This is a genomic window from Novosphingobium sp. PC22D, assembly GCF_002556635.1.
In the GTDB taxonomy this organism is placed as follows: domain Bacteria; phylum Pseudomonadota; class Alphaproteobacteria; order Sphingomonadales; family Sphingomonadaceae; genus Novosphingobium.
Genome location: NZ_MWMO01000011.1, coordinates 108,830 through 130,791, shown reverse-complemented (window position 1 = coordinate 130,791; position 21,962 = coordinate 108,830). Strand labels below are relative to the sequence as shown.

Annotated in this window: 24 protein-coding genes; 2 read left to right on the top strand and 22 right to left on the bottom strand. The window is 66.3% G+C overall.

All coding sequences use genetic code 11. The features are described 5' to 3' along the window. Positions 1-9: 9 nt before the first annotated feature. From B2G71_RS16190 to B2G71_RS24160, 16 genes are all read right to left on the bottom strand, one after another. Positions 10-1,995: a conjugal transfer protein TraG gene (locus B2G71_RS16190; protein WP_098107602.1), complete on the bottom strand. Its 1,986-nt coding sequence runs from the start codon at positions 1,993-1,995 to the stop codon at positions 10-12. A gap of 26 nt (positions 1,996-2,021) precedes the next feature. Continuing rightward, positions 2,022-3,758 (bottom strand): VirD2 family relaxase/mobilization nuclease, encoded by a 1,737-nt coding sequence (locus B2G71_RS16185; protein ID WP_098107600.1) that lies wholly within the window; start codon positions 3,756-3,758, stop codon positions 2,022-2,024. Between the two features lie 244 nt (positions 3,759-4,002). Further along, positions 4,003-4,764 carry a lytic transglycosylase domain-containing protein gene (locus B2G71_RS16180; protein ID WP_098107598.1) on the bottom strand — a complete coding sequence of 254 codons (762 nt, stop codon included), beginning with the start codon at positions 4,762-4,764 and terminating at the stop codon, positions 4,003-4,005. Between the two features lie 3 nt (positions 4,765-4,767). Then, entirely contained in the window at positions 4,768-5,115 is a 348-nt protein-coding gene (locus tag B2G71_RS16175) for a DUF736 domain-containing protein (RefSeq protein WP_098107597.1), read from the bottom strand. A 46-nt stretch (positions 5,116-5,161) separates the two neighbouring features. Next, positions 5,162-5,707, bottom strand: coding sequence for a S26 family signal peptidase (locus B2G71_RS16170; RefSeq protein ID WP_098107595.1), 546 nt, complete (start codon positions 5,705-5,707; stop codon positions 5,162-5,164). Continuing rightward, positions 5,704-6,201, bottom strand: coding sequence for a DUF2840 domain-containing protein (locus tag B2G71_RS16165; protein ID WP_240530189.1), 498 nt, complete (start codon positions 6,199-6,201; stop codon positions 5,704-5,706). The genes B2G71_RS16170 and B2G71_RS16165 overlap by 4 nt, the downstream gene beginning before the upstream one ends. A gap of 20 nt (positions 6,202-6,221) precedes the next feature. Then, entirely contained in the window at positions 6,222-6,476 is a 255-nt protein-coding gene (locus tag B2G71_RS16160; protein WP_098107592.1) for a hypothetical protein, read from the bottom strand. Further along, complete coding sequence (parA, locus tag B2G71_RS16155; protein ID WP_098107590.1) at positions 6,473-7,111, bottom strand: ParA family partition ATPase; 639 nt, start codon at positions 7,109-7,111, stop codon at positions 6,473-6,475. Before parA ends, B2G71_RS16160 begins: the two co-directional genes overlap by 4 nt. Positions 7,112-7,319: 208 nt before the next feature. Further along, complete coding sequence (locus B2G71_RS16150) at positions 7,320-8,207, bottom strand: replication initiator protein A (protein ID WP_098107588.1); 888 nt, start codon at positions 8,205-8,207, stop codon at positions 7,320-7,322. An 11-nt stretch (positions 8,208-8,218) separates the two neighbouring features. After that, the gene (locus B2G71_RS16145; protein ID WP_098107586.1) at positions 8,219-8,500 is read right to left on the bottom strand and encodes a helix-turn-helix domain-containing protein; all 282 of its coding nucleotides are present in this window, start codon (positions 8,498-8,500) and stop codon (positions 8,219-8,221) included. 125 nt (positions 8,501-8,625) lie between these two features. Next, a complete protein-coding gene (locus B2G71_RS16140; RefSeq protein WP_098107585.1) occupies positions 8,626-9,237 on the bottom strand; it encodes a DUF2285 domain-containing protein in 612 nt (203 codons plus the stop codon). A gap of 270 nt (positions 9,238-9,507) precedes the next feature. Beyond that, complete coding sequence (locus B2G71_RS16135) at positions 9,508-9,771, bottom strand: DUF2285 domain-containing protein (RefSeq protein ID WP_098107679.1); 264 nt, start codon at positions 9,769-9,771, stop codon at positions 9,508-9,510. Between the two features lie 120 nt (positions 9,772-9,891). Next, a complete protein-coding gene (locus tag B2G71_RS16130) occupies positions 9,892-10,134 on the bottom strand; it encodes a helix-turn-helix transcriptional regulator (protein ID WP_098107583.1) in 243 nt (80 codons plus the stop codon). Between the two features lie 184 nt (positions 10,135-10,318). Further along, positions 10,319-10,645 carry a DUF736 domain-containing protein gene (locus B2G71_RS16125; protein ID WP_098107581.1) on the bottom strand — a complete coding sequence of 109 codons (327 nt, stop codon included), beginning with the start codon at positions 10,643-10,645 and terminating at the stop codon, positions 10,319-10,321. 597 nt (positions 10,646-11,242) lie between these two features. Then, the gene (locus B2G71_RS16115) at positions 11,243-11,686 is read right to left on the bottom strand and encodes a hypothetical protein (protein ID WP_098107580.1); all 444 of its coding nucleotides are present in this window, start codon (positions 11,684-11,686) and stop codon (positions 11,243-11,245) included. A gap of 138 nt (positions 11,687-11,824) precedes the next feature. After that, positions 11,825-11,992, bottom strand: a complete 168-nt coding sequence (locus B2G71_RS24160; RefSeq protein ID WP_168176383.1) for a hypothetical protein — start codon at positions 11,990-11,992, stop codon at positions 11,825-11,827. Positions 11,993-12,302: 310 nt separating this feature from the next. Here B2G71_RS24160 and B2G71_RS16105 point away from each other — a divergent pair, with 310 nt between their 5' ends. Further along, entirely contained in the window at positions 12,303-12,512 is a 210-nt protein-coding gene (locus B2G71_RS16105) for a hypothetical protein (RefSeq protein ID WP_098107577.1), read from the top strand. Positions 12,513-12,586: 74 nt separating this feature from the next. On the opposite strand, the gene B2G71_RS16100 is transcribed toward B2G71_RS16105, so the two are convergent. From B2G71_RS16100 to B2G71_RS16085, 4 genes are all read right to left on the bottom strand, one after another. Then, the gene (locus B2G71_RS16100) at positions 12,587-13,510 is read right to left on the bottom strand and encodes a DUF2493 domain-containing protein (protein WP_098107677.1); all 924 of its coding nucleotides are present in this window, start codon (positions 13,508-13,510) and stop codon (positions 12,587-12,589) included. Between the two features lie 297 nt (positions 13,511-13,807). After that, positions 13,808-14,845 carry a toprim domain-containing protein gene (locus B2G71_RS16095; RefSeq protein ID WP_098107676.1) on the bottom strand — a complete coding sequence of 346 codons (1,038 nt, stop codon included), beginning with the start codon at positions 14,843-14,845 and terminating at the stop codon, positions 13,808-13,810. Continuing rightward, entirely contained in the window at positions 14,845-19,167 is a 4,323-nt protein-coding gene (locus tag B2G71_RS16090; protein ID WP_098107575.1) for a strawberry notch family protein, read from the bottom strand. The genes B2G71_RS16095 and B2G71_RS16090 overlap by 1 nt, the downstream gene beginning before the upstream one ends. Positions 19,168-19,304: 137 nt before the next feature. After that, positions 19,305-20,306 (bottom strand): hypothetical protein, encoded by a 1,002-nt coding sequence (locus tag B2G71_RS16085; protein ID WP_098107574.1) that lies wholly within the window; start codon positions 20,304-20,306, stop codon positions 19,305-19,307. A 226-nt stretch (positions 20,307-20,532) separates the two neighbouring features. Here B2G71_RS16085 and B2G71_RS16080 point away from each other — a divergent pair, with 226 nt between their 5' ends. Further along, the gene (locus B2G71_RS16080) at positions 20,533-20,892 is read left to right on the top strand and encodes a hypothetical protein (protein WP_098107572.1); all 360 of its coding nucleotides are present in this window, start codon (positions 20,533-20,535) and stop codon (positions 20,890-20,892) included. A 6-nt stretch (positions 20,893-20,898) separates the two neighbouring features. On the opposite strand, the gene B2G71_RS16075 is transcribed toward B2G71_RS16080, so the two are convergent. Together B2G71_RS16075 and B2G71_RS16070 are read right to left on the bottom strand one after the other, a co-directional pair. Next, complete coding sequence (locus B2G71_RS16075; protein ID WP_098107675.1) at positions 20,899-21,543, bottom strand: antitoxin of toxin-antitoxin stability system; 645 nt, start codon at positions 21,541-21,543, stop codon at positions 20,899-20,901. Further along, positions 21,536-21,952: a hypothetical protein gene (locus B2G71_RS16070; protein ID WP_098107571.1), complete on the bottom strand. Its 417-nt coding sequence runs from the start codon at positions 21,950-21,952 to the stop codon at positions 21,536-21,538. Before B2G71_RS16070 ends, B2G71_RS16075 begins: the two co-directional genes overlap by 8 nt. Positions 21,953-21,962 lie beyond the last annotated feature (10 nt).

The following is a 21,962-nucleotide window of genomic DNA, read 5'->3' as shown; positions in this document are numbered from 1 at the left end:
CGGCGCCTCCTACAACTCGATGCCGTCGCCCGGATCGAGCGAGGCTTGGCGCGCGACCTGGCGCATCGTCTGCGTCATGCGGCTGAGGCGGGCGGCATCCTCGTCGACATCATCGCGGGGATCAATCTCGAATTCGTTTTCGATGATCGGCTTGCGCTCGACGGTCTTGGTTCGGCTCAGTTCGGGCTGATGCCGGCGCTCGGAATCCGTCGGATCGTCATCGGCCACGTCGTCCACGGCGACGGGCGTGGTCAGCACCGGCCGTTCGGGCAAGGCCAGCGTGCTCCAATCGTCTGCCCTTGCGCTCGCCGGTTTGGTCAGGCCGGGCGGCGTCAGGATGCGTTCCTGAAATCTCCGATCCTCGTAGTAGCGGGCCTTCTTCGCGCGGATCGGGGGGATGCCGGCGACCATGACGATCTCGTCGGACGGCGGAAGCTGCATGATCTCGCCCGGCGTGAGCAATTGCCGGGCGGTCTCCGAGCGCGACACCATCATGTGGCCGAGCCAGGGCGAAAGCCGATGACCGGCATAGTTCTTCATCGCCTTCATCTCGGTGGCGGTGCCGAGCGCGTCCGAAACGCGTTTGGCTGTGCGCTCGTCATTGGTCGCGAAGCTCACGCGCACATGGCAGTTGTCGAGGATGGAATTGTTCGGGCCATAGGCTTTCTCAATCTGGTTCAGCGACTGGGCGATGAGGAAGGCCTTCAGCCCGTATCCCGCCATGAAGGCGAGCGCGCTCTCGAAGAAGTCCAGGCGCCCGAGGGCCGGAAACTCGTCGAGCATGAGCAGCAGGCGGTGTCGGTTGCCCTTCGCCTGCAAGTCCTCGGTCAACCGGCGCCCGACTTGGTTGAGGATCAGTCGGATCAAGGGTTTGGTCCGGTTGATGTCGGAGGGCGGCACCACGAGGTAGAGCGTGGTCGGATGCTTGCCCCCGACCATGTCGGCGATGCGCCAGTCGCAGCGGCGGGTGACTTCGGCCACGACGGGATCGCGATACAGACCGAGGAACGACATCGCGGTCGACAGCACGCCGGAGCGTTCGTTGTCGGATTTGTTGAGCAACTCGCGCGCAGCGCTGGCGATGACGGGATGCGGGCCGGCCTCGCCGAGATGGGCGGTCTTCATCATCGCCGCGAGGGTCGACTCGATCGGGCGCTTCGGATCGGATAGGAAGGCGGCGACGCCTGCCAATGTCTTGTCCGCCTCGGCATAGAGGACGTGCAGGATCGCGCCGACCAGCAGCGCGTGCGACGTCTTTTCCCAGTGGTTCCGCTTCTCGAGCGAGCCTTCCGGGTCGACAAGGATGTCGGCGATGTTCTGCACGTCGCGGACTTCCCACTCGCCGCGTCGCACCTCGAGCAACGGATTGTAGGCGGCCGACTTCGCGTTTGTGGGATCGAAGAGCAGCACGCGGCCATGCCGAGCGCGATAGCCGGCGGTGAGCGTCCAGTTCTCGCCCTTGATGTCATGGACGATCGCTGAGCCCGGCCAGGTCAGGAGCGAGGGCACGACCAGGCCCACGCCCTTGCCGGAACGCGTCGGCGCGAAGCACAGCACATGCTCGGGGCCGTCATGTCGAAGATGGTCGCGCTCGTGTTTGCCGAGCACGACGCCATCCGGACCGAGCAGGCCCGCGGCCTTCACCTCTTCCAGCCGCGCCCAGCGGGCCGAGCCGTAGGTCTCCACGTTCTTCGCTTCGCGCGCTCGCCACACGGACATGCCGATGGCGACGGCGATGGAGATGAAGCCGCCCGACGCGGCGATATAGGCGCCCTCGACGAAGATCGGCGGCGCATAGGCGTCGTAGAAATACCACCACCAGAAGAAAGCGGGCGGATAGTAGATCGGCCAGCCCGCCAGTTCGAACCAGGGTAGTCCGAGCTGGGGTTGGAAGCCGAGACGGTAGGCCGTCCATTGTGTCGCGCCCCAGGTCGTCATCAACACGATCAGGAAGACGGTGAGGATCTGACCCCAGAGGATTTTTGTCGCTGACATGGCGGGGCACTCCTTTCTTGGTTGGGCTACATGCCGAGGCCGCGATTGCGGCCGAAGCTCCAGTCGACGCCGCCGCCGCGCGAGACGCCGGAGACGTGCTGACCAAGGTGACGTTCGAGGGAGGGCGACCAGGGCACGAGCTGGAAGCCGAGGCCGTCGTCGATCATGGCGAAGCGGCCGGAGGCGAGCGCGAAGCGCTGGCGATAAGTGCCCGCCACATACTCGCCCATTCCGGCCTTCGAGAATGGCCGGCCGGTCTCGGCCGCGAGCTTCTCCCCGAGCGCTTCGACCTCGCGCTGGCGCAAGGTTTCGATCAGCCCTGGCGAGAAGCTGACGCCGCGCGTCTGCCGCTCGGCGAGCCCCTGGGCGATGAGATGGTCGGCGCGCCGGTCCATCGCCTGACGCACCTCCGCGCCGAAGCCGCCGCCGCCGAGCGCTACCGGCTCGCGGGCGATGGCCTGCCGGTCGAGCCAGGTGGCGCCCGTCGCATGGACCTGTCGCTCGATATCGAGATCCGAGCGAACGGCGAGCGCGACACGCCGGCGGCCATGCGCGTCGTCGAACTTGCGCAGCTCGACGATCGAACCCGGTGCGCTGTCCCCGGCGGCGTCGAGATCGGCGAGCTTGATGTGGTGGGTGCGCCCGTCGGTGCCGTCGACCACGGCATAGGCCGTGCCCTTCAGCTCGTCATCGAGGCCGCGGTCGACCAGCCGGCCGATGACCGGATCGTCAATGCTCTCGCCGGCGAGCACATAGCTCGCGGCGCCGCGCTCGATGCCGCGTTCGGTCAGGCCGCGGTGGATGCGCTTGATGATGTCGCCGCGCTCGCCGAGCGCGCGCAGCGTCTTCTCGGCATTCTCCGATACGACCCACTGGCCGGGACCGACCTGATCGGCGAGGCCGAGTGTCTCCAGCTTGCGCAGCCGACCGACCTTCAGCGCGTGGAATTCGTCTGGCTGCCGATCGGGATGTGGGGCGAGGTCGGCGACGCCCGTGCGATAGCTGTCGCGGGCGATCTGTCGATCGAGATCGGTCCAGCGTTCCGCCTCGACCTGGCGCCCCAGGTTGCGCCGGATCTCCTGCTCGGTGCGCGGCCCCAACTCCTGGGTGACGAGATCCTGCGCGCGGGCGCGCATGCCCTCCTTGATGTAGTCGCGGGAGATGACGAGGTCCTGGCCGTCATCAGTGCGCCCACGCAGGATGATGTGGACGTGGGGATTGTCGGTGTTCCAGTGATCGACGCCGACCCAGTCGAGCTTGGTGCCGAGGTCCTTCTCCATCTGACCCATCAGCTCGCGCGCGAAGGACTTGAGGTCGCTCATCTCGGTCGCGTCCTCGGGTGAGACGATGAACCGGAAGTGATGCCGATCGTCCTGGGTGCGCTCGGCGAAGGCCTTCGGATCGGCGTCCTCGGATGCGGGGCCGAACAGGCGCGCCTTCTCCCCATCCCGGGTGACGCCCTCGCGGCGGAGATAGCTGAGGTGTGCAGAGAGCGGCGCGGCCCGCGCGCTATGACGGACGACGCGTGTCTTGATGACTGTGTTGCGCGATCGGCTCGTGAGCAGCCGATTGGCCTGCACGGTCGCGCGCTGTCCGCGTCCAAACCGCGAGCGATTGCCCTTGCTGATCTGGCCGGAGCGCGAGACGCGTCCACCGGCCCGCTGTGCGGCGGCGAGCGCCTGGGCGATGAAGGGCCGCGCCTGCTGCGCACGGGTCGAACGGATGCGGCCAGGCCGGATGCGGAAATCGTCCTCGCCGCTCATGGTCGAGGCCCCGCACATCGCGCAAACGCGCGGAAAGCCTTGGCGAAATGGCGAATGCGCAGGCTGCGCCGATCAGGCGCACCTCGCGCAAATGCGCCATAAGCCTCTGAAAACACACGACCGCACCAAGCCGCACCTCGCCGGCTTTTATCTCGCCATCGTGCGGTTGTGCTGACAGCTCCTCCTCCCCGGACCGCCTTCCGTCCGCCAGAACACGCCACACTGCGAATGGGTGCGAACGCGGTCATCGCGGGCCACCGGGGACATTGCGCGCGACGAAAAGGCCCTCGGTGCGCGAAGCCACCGGGCCTTGATCGCGCTCCGGGGCGGCCGCCGTGCTGTCACCGGGCGCGCTTTCGGACTGCACAGGCATGGCAGGTCCGGCGACGGTTGACTGCACGACGAAGAGCGGCGCTCGCGTCCAGGCGAGCGGATCGGCGGCCGCTACCACGACGGGGCCGGCGAGTTCGCCCCCGCCGACAATGGGGGCGAGCGTCGCGACATAGGCGCGCGTTTCAGCCGGCAACGGGCGTCCTGCGAGATACTCTTCGTAGCGGCCCGGACCCGCGTTGTAGGCCGCCAGGAAGCCGGGCGATCCGTAGCGGTCGTGCATCTCGCGCAGATACGCCGCACCCGCTAGGATGTTGTCGCGCGGATCGTAGGGATTTCTGCCGAGCCGATGTCGGACGCGGAGTTCCGCCCAGGTAGCGGGCATGACCTGCATCAGGCCCATCGCGCCGGCCGGCGAGATGGCGCGCACGTCGCCGGCACTTTCGACGCGCATGACGGCGCGAATCCATGCCTCTGGAACGCCGAACCGCTGCGCCGCCTCGGCGATGTAAGCGCCATAGGGATCACTGCGCGACGGCCGCTCGACCGGCGTCTGCTGGGCGTGGGCAGTGCTCGCGACCGGTGCGGCGAGGATCAGGCCGGAAAGGAGAAGGAGGGCTGCACGTCGGAGGGTGATCCCCCCTCCGACGACAAGCTGCATGCGCGCGGCGGGCATCGTTCAGTCCCGCTCGCCGCGCTTCGGCGGACGATTCCAGTGCAGGCCCCAGGCGGACTTATCGTCTGCGGACTGGAACAGATTGGCGCGGATCGGATGTGCGAAGGTGGGATCGTCGAGCTGTAGCGAGACGTAATCGCCGGCCTTCTCGCCGGTGCGCTTCCAGCCGGCGCCGATCTCCGCGCCGGTCTCGTTGCTCATCGTATCGAGGACATGCACGCGGAAGTCAGGCGCGTTCTCTGCATCGGACGGTTCGGCCGGAACGATGATGATGTCCTGGTGCAGGGACAGCGTCGTCAGGTGGCCGATAAAGCCATCATTCTCGCGCATGAATTGACCGATCACGGGCATTGGTCGTCTCCTTCAGATTGCGGTGAAGAGGGGCATGGGCACGCCGTCACCGCGTCGGCGCGCGCCAGACGAAGCGGCCATCGCCGTCCTCGTCGGTGTAGAGAGGGGTGGCCCGCCCGATCACGGCCCAGGCCGGAAGCGGCCCGAAGTAGCGACCGTCGAGGCTGTCGCGGACTTGCCAGTTCATCAGGAACAGCTCGCCATCCGCGACCGATCGGCAGCCCTGCCAAACGGGAAGCGGGCGACCACGGCTATCGCGGTCGAGGGCATCGCCTAGCGGCACGCCGTCGACGGTGATGGCGAGCCCGTTTCGGCAGACCCGCTGTCCCGGCAGCGCGGCGACGCGCTTCAGAAGCGGCACGCCGCGCGGCAGGTAGCCGCCATCCGACAGGAAAGTGGCGAGCGGTTCGGGCGCGTCGACCGCCACCAGATCGGTCACGTTGAGGGCGCCCACATCGCCGATCGTGTAGAAGCCGACGGGGGTGCTGGCGGACGCGTTCCAGATGAGGCGCGGCGCGAACGAAGCGATCGAGGCGAAGCCGAGAAGCGACACTGCCGCCGTCGTGACGATGGCATAGGAGAGCCGGGTCATGCGCCGATCTCCCGACGCAGGAGAAAAGCGCGATGCTGGCGCGGACCATACGCGCGCGGTGTTTCGCCAACAGTCATTCGGTTGTGGACATGGCGCCAATGGTCCGGCGAGACCTCGATCGGGTCGATGCCGCGTGCCTCGATCGCGTCGATAAGCTGGAGCATGCGCTCCACCTTCGGCCAGCCATCGACGCGCAAGAGGATGTCCGCGCCGGGCGTGACGGTCGGCACCGTCTGGCACGGCGCAGCAGGCTCAACGGCGCGCAGGATGTCGAGGCGCGAGAGCACGGTCCCGTGCTCATTCGCGGCCCATCGGACCAGCGCGAAGATGCTTCCGGGAAGGAAGAAGAGGATGCGTCGGCGCCGGTCGAGGATCTGGTCGCGTAGCTCGCGACCGAACCGTATCCAGTGCTCCGTTCGCTTCTCGACCCAAGTAAGTTCGACCTGGGTGAGGCTGTCGACCGGCAGCTCGATGGCGGCGCGGCCGACGCGCATTGGCGCGGCGCCAGGGCCGGTCATGATCCTTCTCCTGATGGGGGTGGAAATTCGCGCTCGAACAGCGCGCGCAGCATGTCGGCGACGGTCTGGCCGCGCTGGAAGGCGGCGATCTTGATGCGGCCGCGCATATCCGCGGTCACGTCGATCGTCAGTCGCGCCGAGAAGTCCTCGCCGGCTTGCGCGCGCGGGGGGTGGCGTTCGGGCGCCTTGATCCAGCTCTCCGGATCGGCCGGACGCGCCGCGAAGCTGCGTTTCGGGGACCGCGCGCTCATGCGCAGATCCTCGCGACTTCCGCTGCGAGCGCGGCGATCTCGCGCGCCCCAGGGCAATCCTCGTCTTGCTCGGCGGCGAGCCGGCCGGTCTGCACGACATCGGCGAAGACGATGCGCTGGCCGATCGTGGTCGAGAGCAAGGGCGGGTCGTGATCCGCGAGCGTTTCGGCGGTCTCGCGCGCCAACACGGTGCGAGCCGCGCAGCGGTTCAGTACGAAGCGGGCGGCGAGCTGCGGGCGATAGATGCGTGCCTCGCCGAGCAACGAGAGCATCTCCGCCGAGGCCCAGCCATCGAGCGGCGACGGCTGCACCGGAATGAGCACGAGATCGGCCGCGAGCAGCGCCGAGCGCATCAGCCCGGCGACGCGCGGCGGGCCGTCGATGACGACATGGTCGACGTCGCGGGCCAACTCCGGCGCTTCGCGGTGCAGCGTGTCGCGGGCCAGGCCGACGACACCGAACAGCCGCTCCAACCCCTCTCGGCTGCGCTGCTGCGACCAGTCGAGCGCCGAACCCTGGGGGTCGGCGTCGATCAGCGTGACGCGCCGTCCACCGCGTGCCCATTCACCAGCGAGATGCAACGCCAATGTCGTCTTGCCGACGCCGCCTTTCTGATTGAGGAGCGCGACGATCATGACAGTCTCCCGGGAAAAGGGGACTCGTCCACAGCGGCCGAAAACGGCGGTCGCGTTAGAAAGATTCCGTAGGAATCTAGGTTAGATAAGTTACGGGGCTCGCAAGCTGCTGATTCAGCGCGAGGATTCGGCGATTCCGGTCCCCGATAGCACGAGAGTCCGGTCCCCGATGGCACGATAGTGCCGGTCCCTGATAGCACGAGACGATTCACAGCTTATCCCCAGGGTGAGGTTTGGTCCGGCGACGACGGCGCGGGATGCCGAGGGCATCCGGATCGGTCGGCACGAACGACAGGATTTCGGGACCGCCGACGCATTGCTCGATAGCCAGGCGGTAGCCGGGCAGCGGCTGGCGTTTGACGATGTCGCGGAGGTCGTAGGCGAAGTGCTTGAGCGGCGAGAGGCTGCCCGACTTGGCGTGGAGATGCGGGAAGTCGAAACTCCAGCCAAACTCCTGCTTGCCGCCGTGCTTGCGCACGAGGCGGTACAGCCAGCGCTCCAGGCCTCCCGTCAGACCGAAATAATTGCGGTCGATGGTCAGCACGAGCGCGTCGTCGAGGACCGCGCCGTAGAACCAGTCGGGGACGATCAGTTCGAGTCCGAGGGGGCGCCCGCGATCATCCGCGCGCTCCTTCCACTCGTTGATCCAGGAGAAGCGGTGCATCCGCCGCTCGGTCGGTTGGCGGATCGAGGTCGCCACCGTGGTCGACTGAAGCCGGTCGAGCGCAGCCTTCAGGCGGTCGTAGTCGCGGAGTGACACGCCGCGGCCGATGAAGTTGAGGATTTCATAGGGGGTGGTCGCCATCAGGCGCGACGGCCGCAGGCCGAGATCGCGTGCTTCGACGATCTGCGAGGCGGCCCAGATCAGAACGTCGGCGTCCCAGATCGTCGCCATTCCGTGCTCGGCGACTGCCTCGACGCGGATCTTCACCGAACCCGCTTTGAAGTCTATGGGCGCTAGGCGCTTCGACTTGGCCAGCGAGAAGAACGGATAGGCCATGAGATCCTGCGCATCGCGGGGCGCAAGATCGCCGGGCAGCGCTCGGAACAGGTCGAGCTGCGCACGTTCATCGCGATGCCGGTGGGGGTACGACATGGCAGGTCGGCTCAGCGCGGGAAGCGGCCGCCGGCGGCAGGGGCGGCGGGCTGGCGCTTGGCAGGGAGCACGGTGCCGGCACGGGGGTCGGAGGTCGAGCTGACAAGGCCGCGATCGGCCCATGTCTGGAGATCGTCTATCGAATAGACGACGCGGCCGCCGAGCTTTCGATAGTTGGGGCCGGTGCCATAGGTTCGATGCTTTTCGAGGGTGCGCTCGGAGAGTCCGAGGACGCGTGCCGCTTCCTGCGTTCTCAGGTATCGTAGCGGTAGATTGGCGGCGCTTTCGGCCATGATCGAACCTCCGTGGTCTCGCGGTGGCCGCATCGGGTGAGCGGCGGATTGTGAGCACGGTGGCGGGAAGGCGGCGTTCGGGGCAGGAACGAAGTTAAGTTGTTATCCGCGACCCCGGGGGGCGGTCAGCGGTGGCGGCGCGGGCGACGCAGAAGCGTGCGATATCCGCCGCGCACGAAGGCCATGCCGTCTCTGACAAGACGGCTCATCATCACACGGAATGGGCTATCGACCCATTTTGCTGGATCATGTTCGTGGTTTGGAAAGAGTACTTCGGCGATGTCGCGATAGGTCGATCCGACGAACCGCGCGTCGATGGCACGAAGCATCTGGCGGGCGCGCTGGTGACGCTGAGGTGTCAGACGAGGGTCGTGCGGCACGCGTTTGCCGGCCATCGCGTTCCAAAAACGCTCAAGCGTTGTTTTCCGGTCTGGCATCAAGTCGTCGAAGATGATGTGAATGCCAAGCGGACCCTGTGCGTCCGGCTCTACAAGCAGTATGTCATAGCGCTCGCCGCGCAATTCGAGCCGGAGAAGATCCCGGCCGTGCTGGATTATTGCGCGAAGACGCAGCATTTCGCCGGTGATGGAGCTGCCCTCAGGGGGCGGCCCAACGGCGAATATGATTGCGCCGGGATCGACTTGCGGGGTCCAGAAAATCGGCTGCGTCAGCGCGCTTGCTTGTGGATCGATAGGGAAATCGCAACCCCCATTGCTCGGCGAAAGCGCGCGCGACATCGTCGGTAAGCCGACCAGTGGCGATCAACTCATGATATGATTTTCTGTATTCGGGGTTACGTCGCAGAAATTCCCAGGCGAGGTCACCAGGGGACAGCTTGTCGACATAGTCATAGGCGGCATCTGACCGCCAACTTTCTTCTTCGGACATCCTCCGCCGCCTCCGCGCAAATGTTACGCAACGCGAGTTTTGCGGTTGAGACGATTCCAAGTTGTGTCACCGGCGGGAAGAACGAAGACCAACCGACGTGATGCAGATCCTGCATCACCTCAATGGAGACGAGGACCCAGGAGCTCACCGAAGCCGCTCTGCGTCATCCACTTGGCGCGGGAAAGGTGAGCGGCGTGGATATGCGCGGCGCGTTCGGGTTCTGTTTTGGCACAAATACCGAACAACACCCTGACGACCTCTTTCCAGTCCGCGCCTTCCGCGTCGGCATCAAGAAGGCGCAGGTACAGTTTCAGGTGCGCTCGGTCACAGGCCGTGAGCGCTGCTCCGCCGGGTGGCTGATCGAGAAAGTCTTGCTTGGTCACCACGTCCCCCTCGGACAGATGTATCCATTTTGAAGGGGATTGTTAACGCTGATGTGAGGATATGACCTCCTGGCGCCATGGGAACGTCGCGCACCGGCGAGACGGTCGCCTGTTGATCGGTCAGCCTTCCTTTTTTCCATCAACAAGCATGACTCCCACACCCTGGTCGGAGTTAAGGAAAACGATCCCGCCACGTTCGAAGGCGCGCCGTATCTCATCGCGCGTGCTCTCGTAGACCTCGAGGCCACTTGTGGATTCGAGGCGCTTCAGCGCGGTCAAAGATACCCGGGCCCGGTCAGCGAGCGTCTCCTGTGTCCAACCCAGCAACGCGCGCGCGGCCCGAGATTGTCGGGCGGTGATCATGCATGATCACCTCCCACTCGGACCTACGCGCACGCCAGAACTACGACTATAATAGTCGTTATTGGCTTATTTTGCGAGCCAAAAGGCGCTGCTGGTTCCGTCGCTAGGGAGCGATCCAGTGAAACTGATTCGGTCGTTCTGAATGAAGGCCCCGACCTTTGGGTCGGGGCCTTGCGGGGGAGCCTCAGTCGGCGCGCCTGCCGTTGGGGCGGGACCAGATCAGCGAGAAGGTGTCTTCGCCCTCGTCGTCGAAGAGGTTGGCGTAGATCGGGGCGTTGAAGCTCGGATCGTCGAGCTTGAGGCCCAGATAGTCGCGACCCTCGTTGGAGCGCTTGGACCAGGCGGCGCCGATCTCGGCGCGGCCGACCAGGACCCGGTGGCTGGGGGCGTTCTCGCCGGTGGCGCGCTGGTCGGGAACGATGCGCACGTTCTTGGCCTGGACGCTGAGGGTGACGATGTCGCCGGTGAACTCGTTCGAGCCGGTCTTCTTGAAGGTGCCGATGGTCGCCATTGTAAATCTCCGTTTTCCGTTCCCGAGCCCGCACCATGCGGTCTCGATGGCGATCGGCAGGCCGGAGGCGATCGACGGCGCACCCCTTGCTCGGGGTCCTCGGCGCGCTTGCGCGCTGGGGTGAGGATGGGGCTGGACAGCCAAGGAGGGCTTTCTTGTTGCGCGCGGAATGACGGCGCAGCCGGCAGGGGAAGAAAGTTTGACGCGGCTGTTGCGGCATAGGCGATCGAGGCGAAGCCGGTCTTCAGCCAGATCAGGCCATTGGAGAGACCGTTTGGAGCGGTCGAGGCACGGTCAGACAACGGAGAAAATGGTGCCCTCCCGCACCGAAAAGCCGGCGCCACGGCAGGGTTCAGCGGCTTCGTCTCCCGTCGACAGGGCATCGCTCCTGCATCTCCGTTCATCGCTACCGCAATGGCCTCTGCCTTCGGGTCAAGAACGGACGCGCTGGCGGCGCTGTCCCAAGTGCTCTGACGCGGGTCGCTTTCAGGGACGGTTGTCGGTCCGTAGCACGCTGCTCATCCGCAATCTCGGAGGCGACGGGACGCGGTGCTCGCCACGTTGCTCTGTCCTCCGCAACCACGACGACGACGAATGTCAGGCTTGAACAAGATCCCGGCCGGATGGGCCTGGGGTCGTCGCCATTCCAGCGACCCGAACGAAAGCGGTGATCCCGACCGCGACGGCGCCGATGATCGAGAAGGCGATCTGCCACGCCTCGGACGGCATCAGATGCTTCACGATGCCATGAGTGGCGTGGAAACCCGCGATCGCCGCCGGGGCGACGAAGGCGATCGCCACGACGAGCTTCAGCCACATCGGACGGACGAAGGCGATCAGAAGGTGCCCGATCACGAGCGTCATCGCGGCCGCGATCGCGCCGACGACGATAGCGCCGGCTATGCCGGCGCCGCTGTCGTGGGCCCATGCGCCGGCGGTCACGCCGACGAAGGCGGGCAGCGCGAAGACCGCCAGGGTGAACAACAGCCAGCAGAGCAGGCCGATGGCGACGAGGGATGCGAGAATGGCGAGGATGATCATGGCGGTGGTCTCCAATCGTTCAGGTCTGACGACCGCGCCTTCCACCACCACCACGACGCACCGCGACCATAGCCGAAATGCGCGTGCGCCGGGAGCGGAAATCGCTGGCGATCTCCGCCCGGCGTGGGATCGCGCTCCTTACGGGGCGAAGGGATCTATCTCATGGATGATCTCCGAGGCGTCGCCGTCATATTCGCTGGCAGGCGTCACCGAGAGGGTGCCGTCGCCGGCCTGGAAGATGACGATGGCGGCCATCAGGGTGGTGGCGAGGCTGAAGGCGAAAGCGTGAGCGTCGTTGAGGGACATTGTTGGGCTCCTGCTGGAGCGGGGGACCATCCCCTGCCGACAGGCGCCCGAAGTGTTCGGCCGTGGACTGCAATCACCGCGCAGGCGCAGCCGCAGCGGCGGCATGCTCGCATAGCCGACCCTTTATGGGTTGATGGCGACAAGTCCGCGGCTGGACCAAGGATCAGCGCTGATAGGCGGAGGTGGTTCTCGCGTGAGGAGACCTGCGTCCTTCCACGACGCTTGCTCCGTCGCGATCTCACCATGTCCTGCTAGGCCAAGACTTCGGCTATGTTGGCGGCCAGAGGTTTGGAGTCGCGAAGGACCGGAGATGGCGGAATTCACCGGAAGGGACCTGCATCTCGTGAAAAAGGCGCTCGCAATCGCCGTGCTGGCCATCGAACGTCAGCCGGGTCCGTTTCAGTCTTCCTCCGACCAGGCGGACATGAAAGCGTTGCTCGATGCGCTGATCGAGAACGACACAGAGCTTGCCCACTATGCACGTTCGGCCCGGATCGCCGTAACGGGCGAACCGGACTGAAATGCGATTCTGCGGAAATACGCCGATACGCTTTTGCGTGAATAAGAGTATCTGCGGAGAGGTGACGGCGGCGCTCACGCGCCGCCGTGCTTCCAAACCGGAATGCCGAGCTTCTTGGCCTTGTCGGCGAGGTTGTCGTCGATGCCGTTGCCCGGGAAGTGCAGCACGCCCTTGGGCATGATCTCCAGCATCTCGTCATTGCGTTTGAAGGGTGCGGCGCGGCCATGCTTGGCCCAGTCGGGGGCGAAGCCGATCTGAGGCACGTTGCGGTTCGTCGCCCACAGGGAGGCGATCTTCGGTGCGCCCTTGGGCGACTTGCCGTGGACCAGCACCATGTCGGGGTGCTTGTGATGCACCTGATCGAGCTTGGCCCAGATCAGGCGGTGATCGTTGAAGTCCAGCCCGCCGGTGACGACGATTTTTGGTCCGGGGGGCAGAAGCACCTCCTGCTCGGCGCGCTTCTTCGCCATCAGGAAATCGCGGCTGTCGATCATCGCCGAGGTGAGATTGCGATGGTTGACCTTCGACCCGCTGCGCGGGAGCCAGACTTTGCCGATCTGGCGTTCATAGTGTTCGGCGGCCTGGTCGCGCATCAACTCGAAGGCGTTCTGGCGTTCGATCAGGGTCTTGCCCTCGGCGATCAGGCGTTCGAGCTCGACCGACTTGACCTCGCTGCCGTCCTGTTCGCGCTGCCCGCGCTTCTGGGCCTGCTCATTGTCGTCCAGCTCGCGTCCGATCCGTTCGGTCGCCCGTTGGAAGAGATTGACCGTCGACCAGAGTAGATCGTCGAGGTCGGGTTCGAGGCGTGTATCTTCCAGTGTCCCGATCAGGGCGTCGAAGATGTCGGCAACGGCGCCCGCCACTGCGTTGCCATCGGGCAGAAGCCGCTGATCCGGTTCGTCGGCGAAAGGCCGGTAGCCGTGGAGCTGAAGTTCGTTGAGGACATGGTCGGTGGGTGAGGATTCGTGATGAGGTTCGAAGTCGTCGTGCGTGTCCATGGGATGCTCCGTCGATAGGACCGCGACCGTCGCGGCCTTCATGGCGACGAAGCCCACGGGCCGGACGGCCGGGCACCCGGAGCGCAAGCGCAGGGCTCGATGGCTAAGGCCGGCTATTTTGCCTCGCGATGGAAAGCGGCCTTTAGGCCGCGCCGGAAAATAGTCGGCCGCCGCCATTGCCTGGCTGGCCGGCTTGTGGGCCGATCGCCCTCTAGAAGGCCGAGGCGCGGTCCTCTCTGACGGAACGATGCATCCGGACGCGGCACGTCGATGACGCGCCGCAATCCTTCCTGCCGGCTATGCCGCTAACGCCATAAAACGTGCGACGTCCTGCGGCCCGATCTGGACCCGTGTCTGGCTGCGGAGGGTGTCGCGGCCAAACGCGCGGAGATCCTCGTTGAAGTCGCCGAGCTGGGGCGAGATCACGATCGCTTCGATCCCGGCCGCGTTCGCCCTTTCGACGAGACTGTCGCGCGCACCGTCGCCCGCCGGATCGTTGTCGCGAAGGATGTAGAGCCGCCGCAATGTGTCCGGGAACAGGATGGCGGCGAGATGGGCTGCCGAGAGCGCCGCCATCATTGGCATGTCGGGCAAGACCTGTCGGATCGACAGTACCGTTTCGATGCCTTCGCCGGCCGCCATTACTTCGCTGCCATGGCCGAAGCGGACTGCATTGCCGAGAAGATCGCCCATCGCCCGTCTCGGCGTGTCGAGAGGCGCCTTGTCCTTGCGCCGTGGATCGAGCCAGGTGCGATGCGCCCCGGTGATCCGATCGCGCAGGTCGGTCACGGCCGCGATCATTGCGGGCCACGTCTCGGTCGGGGAATGCTCGTCGGGCCGGTAGTAGCAACGCGGGTGGAAATGCAGGCTTCCGGTTCCGCGTAAATCCGTAATGCCGCGTTCGCGCAGATACGATTGCACGAGCGTGCCGGTGATCATCTGCGACATGGCGATCAGGCGACGGGCGGCCTCGGGCGAGCCGTGCGGCGCCGGGCTCTGCCGCTGGTGCTCGCGGGCTCCTGGCTGGGGCGGTGGCATGCTGAGGAAGGTCCGTGCTTCGTCGGCGACGTCCTTGAAGTCGACCAGGCCAAAGCTTTCGCGGATGACGTCGAGGAGATCGCCATGCTCGCCGGTGGCGGCGTCGGTCCACTTCCCCGCAGGGCCTTTGGGCGAATCCTTGAGCCGCACATACATGGAGCGGCCCGGCGTGTTGCGCACATCGCCGACCAGCCAGTAGCGGCCCTCGCGCCGCCCGCTCGACAGATAGTGGCGGCACACCGCCTCGGCCTGACGGCCGAGACGGTGCGCGAGATCGGAAGCGTCCTGACGAGGCATCATGCAGCCTCCCGATCGGAGATGCGGGCCACCGGATAGGTGTCGAGCAGCTTGGCCAGCACCGTAGGGCCGCTGGCATCAACCGGAACGAAGAAGCGCAGCTTCCACGAGATGATCTCGCTGAACAGGCCATAGGCACGCAGCCGGTCCCGCATCGCTTCGGTGAAGCCGGTCAGCTCGAGGCGATGGGCGCTCATGACGCGAGACCGGCGAAGCTGAAGCCCTTCGATCAGATCGATCGTCGTCTTGCCGTCCATGAGTGCTGCGAACGCCTGCTCCGGTGCCAGCGACGCGGCCCCCTTCGTCGTGGCGTTCGTCGCCCAGGCGGGCGAGACGCGGCGGCCGATGATGCGCTCACCGGCATCCGTCTGGAGCCGATAGACGCGCGTCGACTCGTTCGGCAGGCGCTTCCAGATCGGCAACAGCAGGCCGGCGACGACATGGATGGTGCTGTCCGAGAATTCCGGCACGTCGTTTAGCTCCGCCGACCATGCGGCGGCGAAGGCGGTCCGATCAGTCTCTTCCCAGTGGGTCTCGCCCATCATGCGCAGCGGGGCAAAGTGCTGTTCCATCGGGCGGATGAGGCAGATGCGGCGCTCGATCTCGCCATCGTCGAGCATGATCGACGGGGCGGGAACCTGCACGGCGGCGCGGCCGGAGCGACCGTTGACCAGCAGCCGTGCGCGTGGATCGGAGAGATGGTCGAGCGCGTCGGCGAGAGCGGTCGGCCGATTGCGTTCGCGCCGGGTGATGGTGAGCAGCCGGGTCTCGGCGCCGGTGCCCGGATGGGTATGGATGACCTGGCTGTCGGTGACGGCGAAGCTCTCGGCCTGAAGCGTCTCCAGGCCCACGTCATAGACGCCGCTGCGGATCGCGCCTTCGACCTTTGCCGTCAGGAGCTGCTCGAACGCCGTGAAGAGAATGCCCTGAAGCTCGATGGTGAGCGCCAGGAGGCGGTTGAGGAAAGTGGTGATCGGCGGAAGCTCGTCCTTGATGCCATTAACGTCCATGAGCTTCAGTCCGGTCGCCCGCTCGAAGCGATCGAGCGTGCAACCCCCGACCTTATTGCGGACGAGCAGCAGGTAGAGCTGGCGCAGCGCATCGCGGGCGTATGGACTTTCCAGATTGTCCTCGGGCCGGAATAGGCCCTGGCCTCCGGTCTGGCGCTGCCCGCGCGTGATGGCGCCGAGCGTGTCGAGACGGCGCGCGATCGTCGAGAGGAAGCGCTTCTCCGCCTTCACATCGGTGGCGATCGGCCGGAACAGTGGCGGCTGCGCCTGATTGGTGCGATTGGTGCGGCCAAGACCCTGGATCGCGGCATCGGCCTTCCAGCCCGGCTCCAGCAGATAGTGGATGCGCAGGCGCTGATTACGGGCAGCGAGATCGGCGTGATAGCTGCGTCCCGTGCCGCCCGCATCCGAGAAGACGAGGATGCGCTTCTGGTCGTCCATGAAGGCGGCTGCCTCGGCGAGATTGGCCGACGCCGCCCGGTTCTCGACCGCAAGGCGCTTGCCCTTGCGCACCACGCGGCGCGACCGGCCGGTGACCTCGGCGACGATATCGGTGCCGAAGCGCTGGACGATCTGATCGAGGGCGCCGGGAACAGGCTCAAGCGATGCCAGTCGCTCGATCAGCTCGTCGCGGCGGGCGACGGCTTCCCGGCTTTCGACGGGCTGGCCGTCCCTGAAGACCGGCCGCGAGGAGAGATTGCCCTCGCTGTCGGAGAACGGCTCATAGAGTTGCACAGGGAACGAGTGCTGGAGATACCCTAGGACGTACTCACGAGGCGTAATGTCCGTCCTGACGTCGTTCCATTCCTCGGTCGGGATTTCGGCCAGTCGCCGCTCCATCAGGGCTTCGCCGGTCGAGACGATCTGGATGACGGCGCTGTGTCCGTCGGCGAGGTCCTGTTCGATCGAGCGGATCAGCGTCGGGGTCTTCATGCTGGTCAGCAGATGGCCGAAGAAGCGCTGTTTGGCGCTCTCGAAGGCCGAGCGCGCGGCCGACTTGGCCTGACGGTTCAGCGTGCCGCTGTCGCCGGTGATGTTGGCGGCCTGCATCGCCGCATCGAGATGATTGTGGATGATGGCGAAGGCGCCGGCATAGGCATCGTAGATGCGGGTCTGCTCGGGTGTGAGCTTGTGCTCGACCAATTCATATTCGACGCCGTCATAGGAGAGCGATCGGGCCGTGTAGAGGCCGAGCGCGCGCAGGTCGCGGGCGAGCACCTCCATGGCCGCGACACCGCCATTCTCCACTGCCTCGACGAACTCGGCGCGATTGGCGAAGGGGAAATCGTCGCCGCCCCACAGGCCGAGCCGCTGGGCATAAGCGAGATTGTGGACGGTGGTCGCGCCGGTCGCCGAGACATAGACGACGCGAGCGTTCGGCAGCAAGTGCTGGAGCCTGAGCCCCGCACGGCCCTGCTGCGAGGGGGCAACATCGCCCCGTTCTCCCTTGCCGCCGCCGGCGTTCTGCATCGCGTGGCTTTCGTCGAAAATGATCACTCCGTCGAAATCGGAGCCCAACCACTCGACGATTTGCTTGACGCGCGAAAGCTTCTCCCCACGGTCGTCGGACCGTAGCGTAGCGTAGGTGGTGAATAGGACGCCTTCGTTGAGCCGGATCGGAGTGCCCTGCGGGAACCGGGACAGCGGCGTAACCAGTAGCCGCTCCATCCCCACGGCTGACCAGTCCCTCTGCGCGTCTTCGAGCAGCTTGTCCGACTTGGAAATCCAGACGGCCTTGCGCCGACCCTGGAGCCAGTTGTCGAGGATGATGCTGGCCGACTGGCGGCCCTTGCCGGCGCCGGTGCCGTCGCCAAGCATGAAGCCACGGCGAAAGCGGACGGCGTTCGGTGCGTCGTCGGGCGCGGCGGTGACGAGGTCGCCGGTCTCGTCCACCGTCCAGGCGCCGGCGAGATAGTCGCCATGGGCTTCGCCGGCATAGATCAGCGTCTCGAGCTGGGCGTCGGAAAGGACGCCCTCGGTGACGATGGGATGGGGAAGCAACGGCCGGTAGCTCGGCTTGGGAGGCGCAACCGAGGCCATGGAGGCCGATTGCACGAGCTTGGTCGGATGCGGCTGAGCGTCCGGTATGCGGATCGACTGGAGCGCATAGGGCTCGTAGATCGAGTCCGACAGGCGGCCGCCCTCGGGCGGCGTCCAGTCGACGGTCTCATAGTCGAGCGGCACGCCCTCGACTTGCGTGATGCGGCGGACGGGTGCGGCGGATGCGGCCCGGGTGAGATAGCCGCGCACGGTGCGCGGTGTGACGGCAGGCGCGATCTTTGGCAGCGCGACGGCCATGCGTGGCGGCACGTCCTGCTCGATCCAGGCGAGCAGCGTCGCCACGTCCGGCGCGATACCAGGGGATGGGGGGAAGCGCTCGGCATCCTCGGCCTGCGCCTTGTCGATGACGGTCAGCCGCGTCTCGATGGTCGTGCCGTGCTTGGCATAGACCGAGCCCGCGATCGCCGCGGTGAACACGACGCGGCCACGCTCCTGCAACCGGACGAAGCTGTCCCGCCAGGTCGGTAGCTCGGGCGAGAAACTCGCGCCGGTGATGGCGACCAGACGGCCGCCCGGCGCGAGCCGCGCCAGCGCCGAGGCAAGGTGGCGATAGGCGGCGTCGGCGACGCGCCCGGAGACGTTCGCCATGACCGAGAACGGCGGATTCATGATGACGACGCTGGGGACGGCGGCGCGATCGAGATGATCGTCGATCTGGGCGGCGTCGAAGCGCGTCACGGCGACTGCCGGAAAAAGCGCTGCCAGCAAATCGGCCCGGGTCTCGGCCAGCTCGTTAAGAGAAAGGCCAGCGCCGGCGACGTAGGCGAGTGCGGCAAGCAAGCCCGTGCCGGCCGACGGCTCCAGCACGCGATCCGCAGGCGTGATCGATGCGGCGGTGACCGCCGCAAGGCCGAGCGGGATCGGTGTCGAGAATTGCTGGAAGGCCTGGGCCTCCTCGGAGCGGCGTGTGTGGGTCGGGAGCAAGCTCTCGATCTTGGACAGCGCGGTGAGCCGTGCAGCCGGAGATGCGGCTTTGCGGAAGAGCGCCTTGCCGTATTTGCGGAGGAACAGGACGGTCGCTGCCTCGCAGGCGTCATAGGCCGATTTCCAGTCCCAGGCGCCGCTGGCGTCAGACGCGCCAAAGGCCTGCTCCATGGCGGAGCGCAGGATGGCGGCGTCGATCGCGCGTCCCTGTTCGATATGCGGGAGGAGTCGTTCCGCAGCCGCGAGAATGGCGGTAGCGGGCGCAAGGCCGGACGTCGGCGCAAGGGGCGCGGCCGGAGCGGCCGCCGGAATGGAAGCATGAAGCATGGGGATCACCTCGAAAGAGCGGGAGACGGACGAGCCGGCCCGGCGCTCTCTCTCGACCGGACGGGCTCAAACCCGTCCCGGCCTTCCTCTCGCTCTGGCTGGGGGGACCGCCGGCGCGGCCTTGGCGGCGGCCGGTCTCATGCGGCGCGGGCGTCGAGCGCGTTGCCGGCACCTTGGAGGTGACCGGCGAGCGCGAGAAAGCGCTCGCGATCCTCGGCGCTGCGCTTGACGCGAAACGAAGCGTCGACGACGTCGTTGACCCGCGCCCACTGGTTCCACGCAAAACTCCGACCGAGACCCACGGTCGTCGAGCTGCTAGGGAAGCGATCGGCCGAGCGGACGAGGTCTTCCCATGTCGCGCCAAACGCGACTTCGCTGAAGCGGCTATGTCGCCCGGTCAGCGCATTGCGCTCCAGAACAAGGGCGCGTTCCAGCAGGTCGGGATAGTGGGCGGCCAACCAGTAAAGCTCCCAGATTTTCGACGCTGGGCAGAAGAAACAGGCCGATTTGATCGGGACTATATGCGCGCCGAGCGTCTCGGCGATGACGCCGATGCAGTCCGCGCGGTCCCATCCGAGCATCTGGAGCGGATAGGCGTAGTCGAAATCGGCGTCCGCGGCCGGCAGGCGGCGCGATCGGCGAAGATCCGCCCGGCCGCAATCATAACCGATCAGCTTGACGATCCGCGTGCCTCGCCGGGTGGCTTCCCGCCAGATCGGGTGCGGCTCGGCCGCATTCGGCCCCGACGCGGCGCCCTTGATTGCCTGGTCCTGCGGCTTCTGCTTCCACTTGATCGAGCAGGATTTCAGCCCGAACGCCAGGGACGGCAGGGTCTCGTTGGCAAGGCAGTTGCCATAGAGATCGGCGTAGGCCGTCCCGGGAAGGGTGTGCTTCCGGCAGCGTGTGATGGGCGGCCATGACCAGCCCGCGAGGACCGCGTCGATGCGGTCGAGATGATCGAGGGTCGGCGGCTTTTCCGCTGCGGTATCGGCGAAGGTGATAATGTGCGGGCGCAGTCCGGCCAGCCTCAATGCGATCAGCATGGCGGTCGAGTCGACACCCGCGCCGTAGCAGACGGCGAGGAGACGATCGGCGAGCGCAGCGCGCAGCCGACGGCGTTGGTCGAGCGTAAGCAGCATGGGCGGCTCCGGAAAGAGAGGGGGACGAGGGCGAGCCGACGCCGCGCTCTCTCCACGGGGCGGGCTCGGAGCCTTCCGACCGATCCTCTCGCTCTGCCGCGCGCAGTGCCCGACTCATCGCCCAGCCTTTCGGCTACGCGGCCGCGACGCTAAACTTCGTGGGGAGTAGAGATTGGGGCGGGTCGCGCGTGCGAGCCCGCCACGCAGGGCGGAGGTCGGTGGCGGTATGAAGGGCAGCGCAATCGGCATCACCGGGGCGGTGTGCCTGGTGATCGGGTTCGGGGCGGGCTTCGCGCTCCGGCCGGTGCTCTCCCCGGTCGCGGCGTCGCCGGCGGCGGTGGCCGGAGTGGCGCAGCCGACGGAAGAAGAAGCGACCGCGGCGGTGCGGCGGCATCGTCTCTTTACGGGCACGTCGCTAGCCAATGCGACGCTGAAGCTTGGTGACTGCTCGCCCGGCGGGGTCGGTCCGGGCGTGACCTGCATGACGCAGCTCGTCATGGACCCGAGCCGGCCGAACGCAGCGCCGCAGAACCGGCCGATCGGCTTCGCTCGCGTAGACGGTCAGTGGGAAGTGGCGGTCTGGTAGGGCTGGCTATCCGAACCGGCGTCCGGTGTCGGTGAAGGTGTAGCCATTGGCGAGGATCGCTTCGTCAACGACCGCGTCTGACGTCAGATACTCATGCTCACGTTCGAGCTGGCGATAGAGCCAACGCGCGAGATCGCGCAGCGCCTCGATCACCGCGTCCTCCGCATCCGCCGTCAAGTCCTGCCAAGTCGGGCTGTCGCGCTCGACCGAGATCGCCATGCAGTATTCATGATAGTAGCGATCGCGGTGCGTGATGCCGGCGTGGAGCTGGTAGAAGTTGCGGCGCTGGACCGCTTGGAGCGCGTCCGCGATACGGTGAAGCTCGACCTCCTCGGGAGCGTGGTCCCGGATTTTCCGGGGTGCAGCCTTGGCATGCCGATAATGGCCTTCGAAGCAGGCCCCGTCGCCCTGGCTCCAGAAACCTGAAAAGTAGATGCAAGGCTTCTGGCGGGAGCTGCCGCCATAGAGGCGTGCGGGCACGGTCCGCAGATCGATGCCCAGGATCGAGCAGATGCGCTCGAAATCGTCGAAGACGAACTCGAACCAGTCATGGTCGAAGCCAGCCTCGCGATACCAGGCGCGGGCATACTCCTTCGCCGTGCCAGCGAGTTCGTCGAGGCGATAGACGGTGGTTTCGATGATTTCAGGCATCGGGATCGCCTCCGTCGAGCACTTCGGCCAGCCAGCCATTGGTGTAGGTCCAGGCGACCGTGGTGCGGGTGGCGAGGTTGAGGACGTGCGCGCCGCCGCCGAACGCATTCACGCAGGGACGCGAACAGGTGTTGGCATACTGAAAACCCCAGAGCCCGGTGAGGCCGAACTCGGCGGCGCAGCGCGTGACGAACTGGATCAGGCGCTCGGGGTCGCCGGTCACGTCATCGCGCATCCAGAGCTGTGTGCCGCCATGCTCCGGCTCGATCGAGAGCAGGAAGCCCTCCGAGGGTGGATCTTCCGATGCGCCTTCCTCGGACAGGTCGTTGTAAAGCTGGAGGGCGCGGGCGGCGTTGTCGGGCGTGCCGACATCGAGCAGGCAGGAGAAATGGGTGAAATAGTCGGCCATGTCAGGCTCC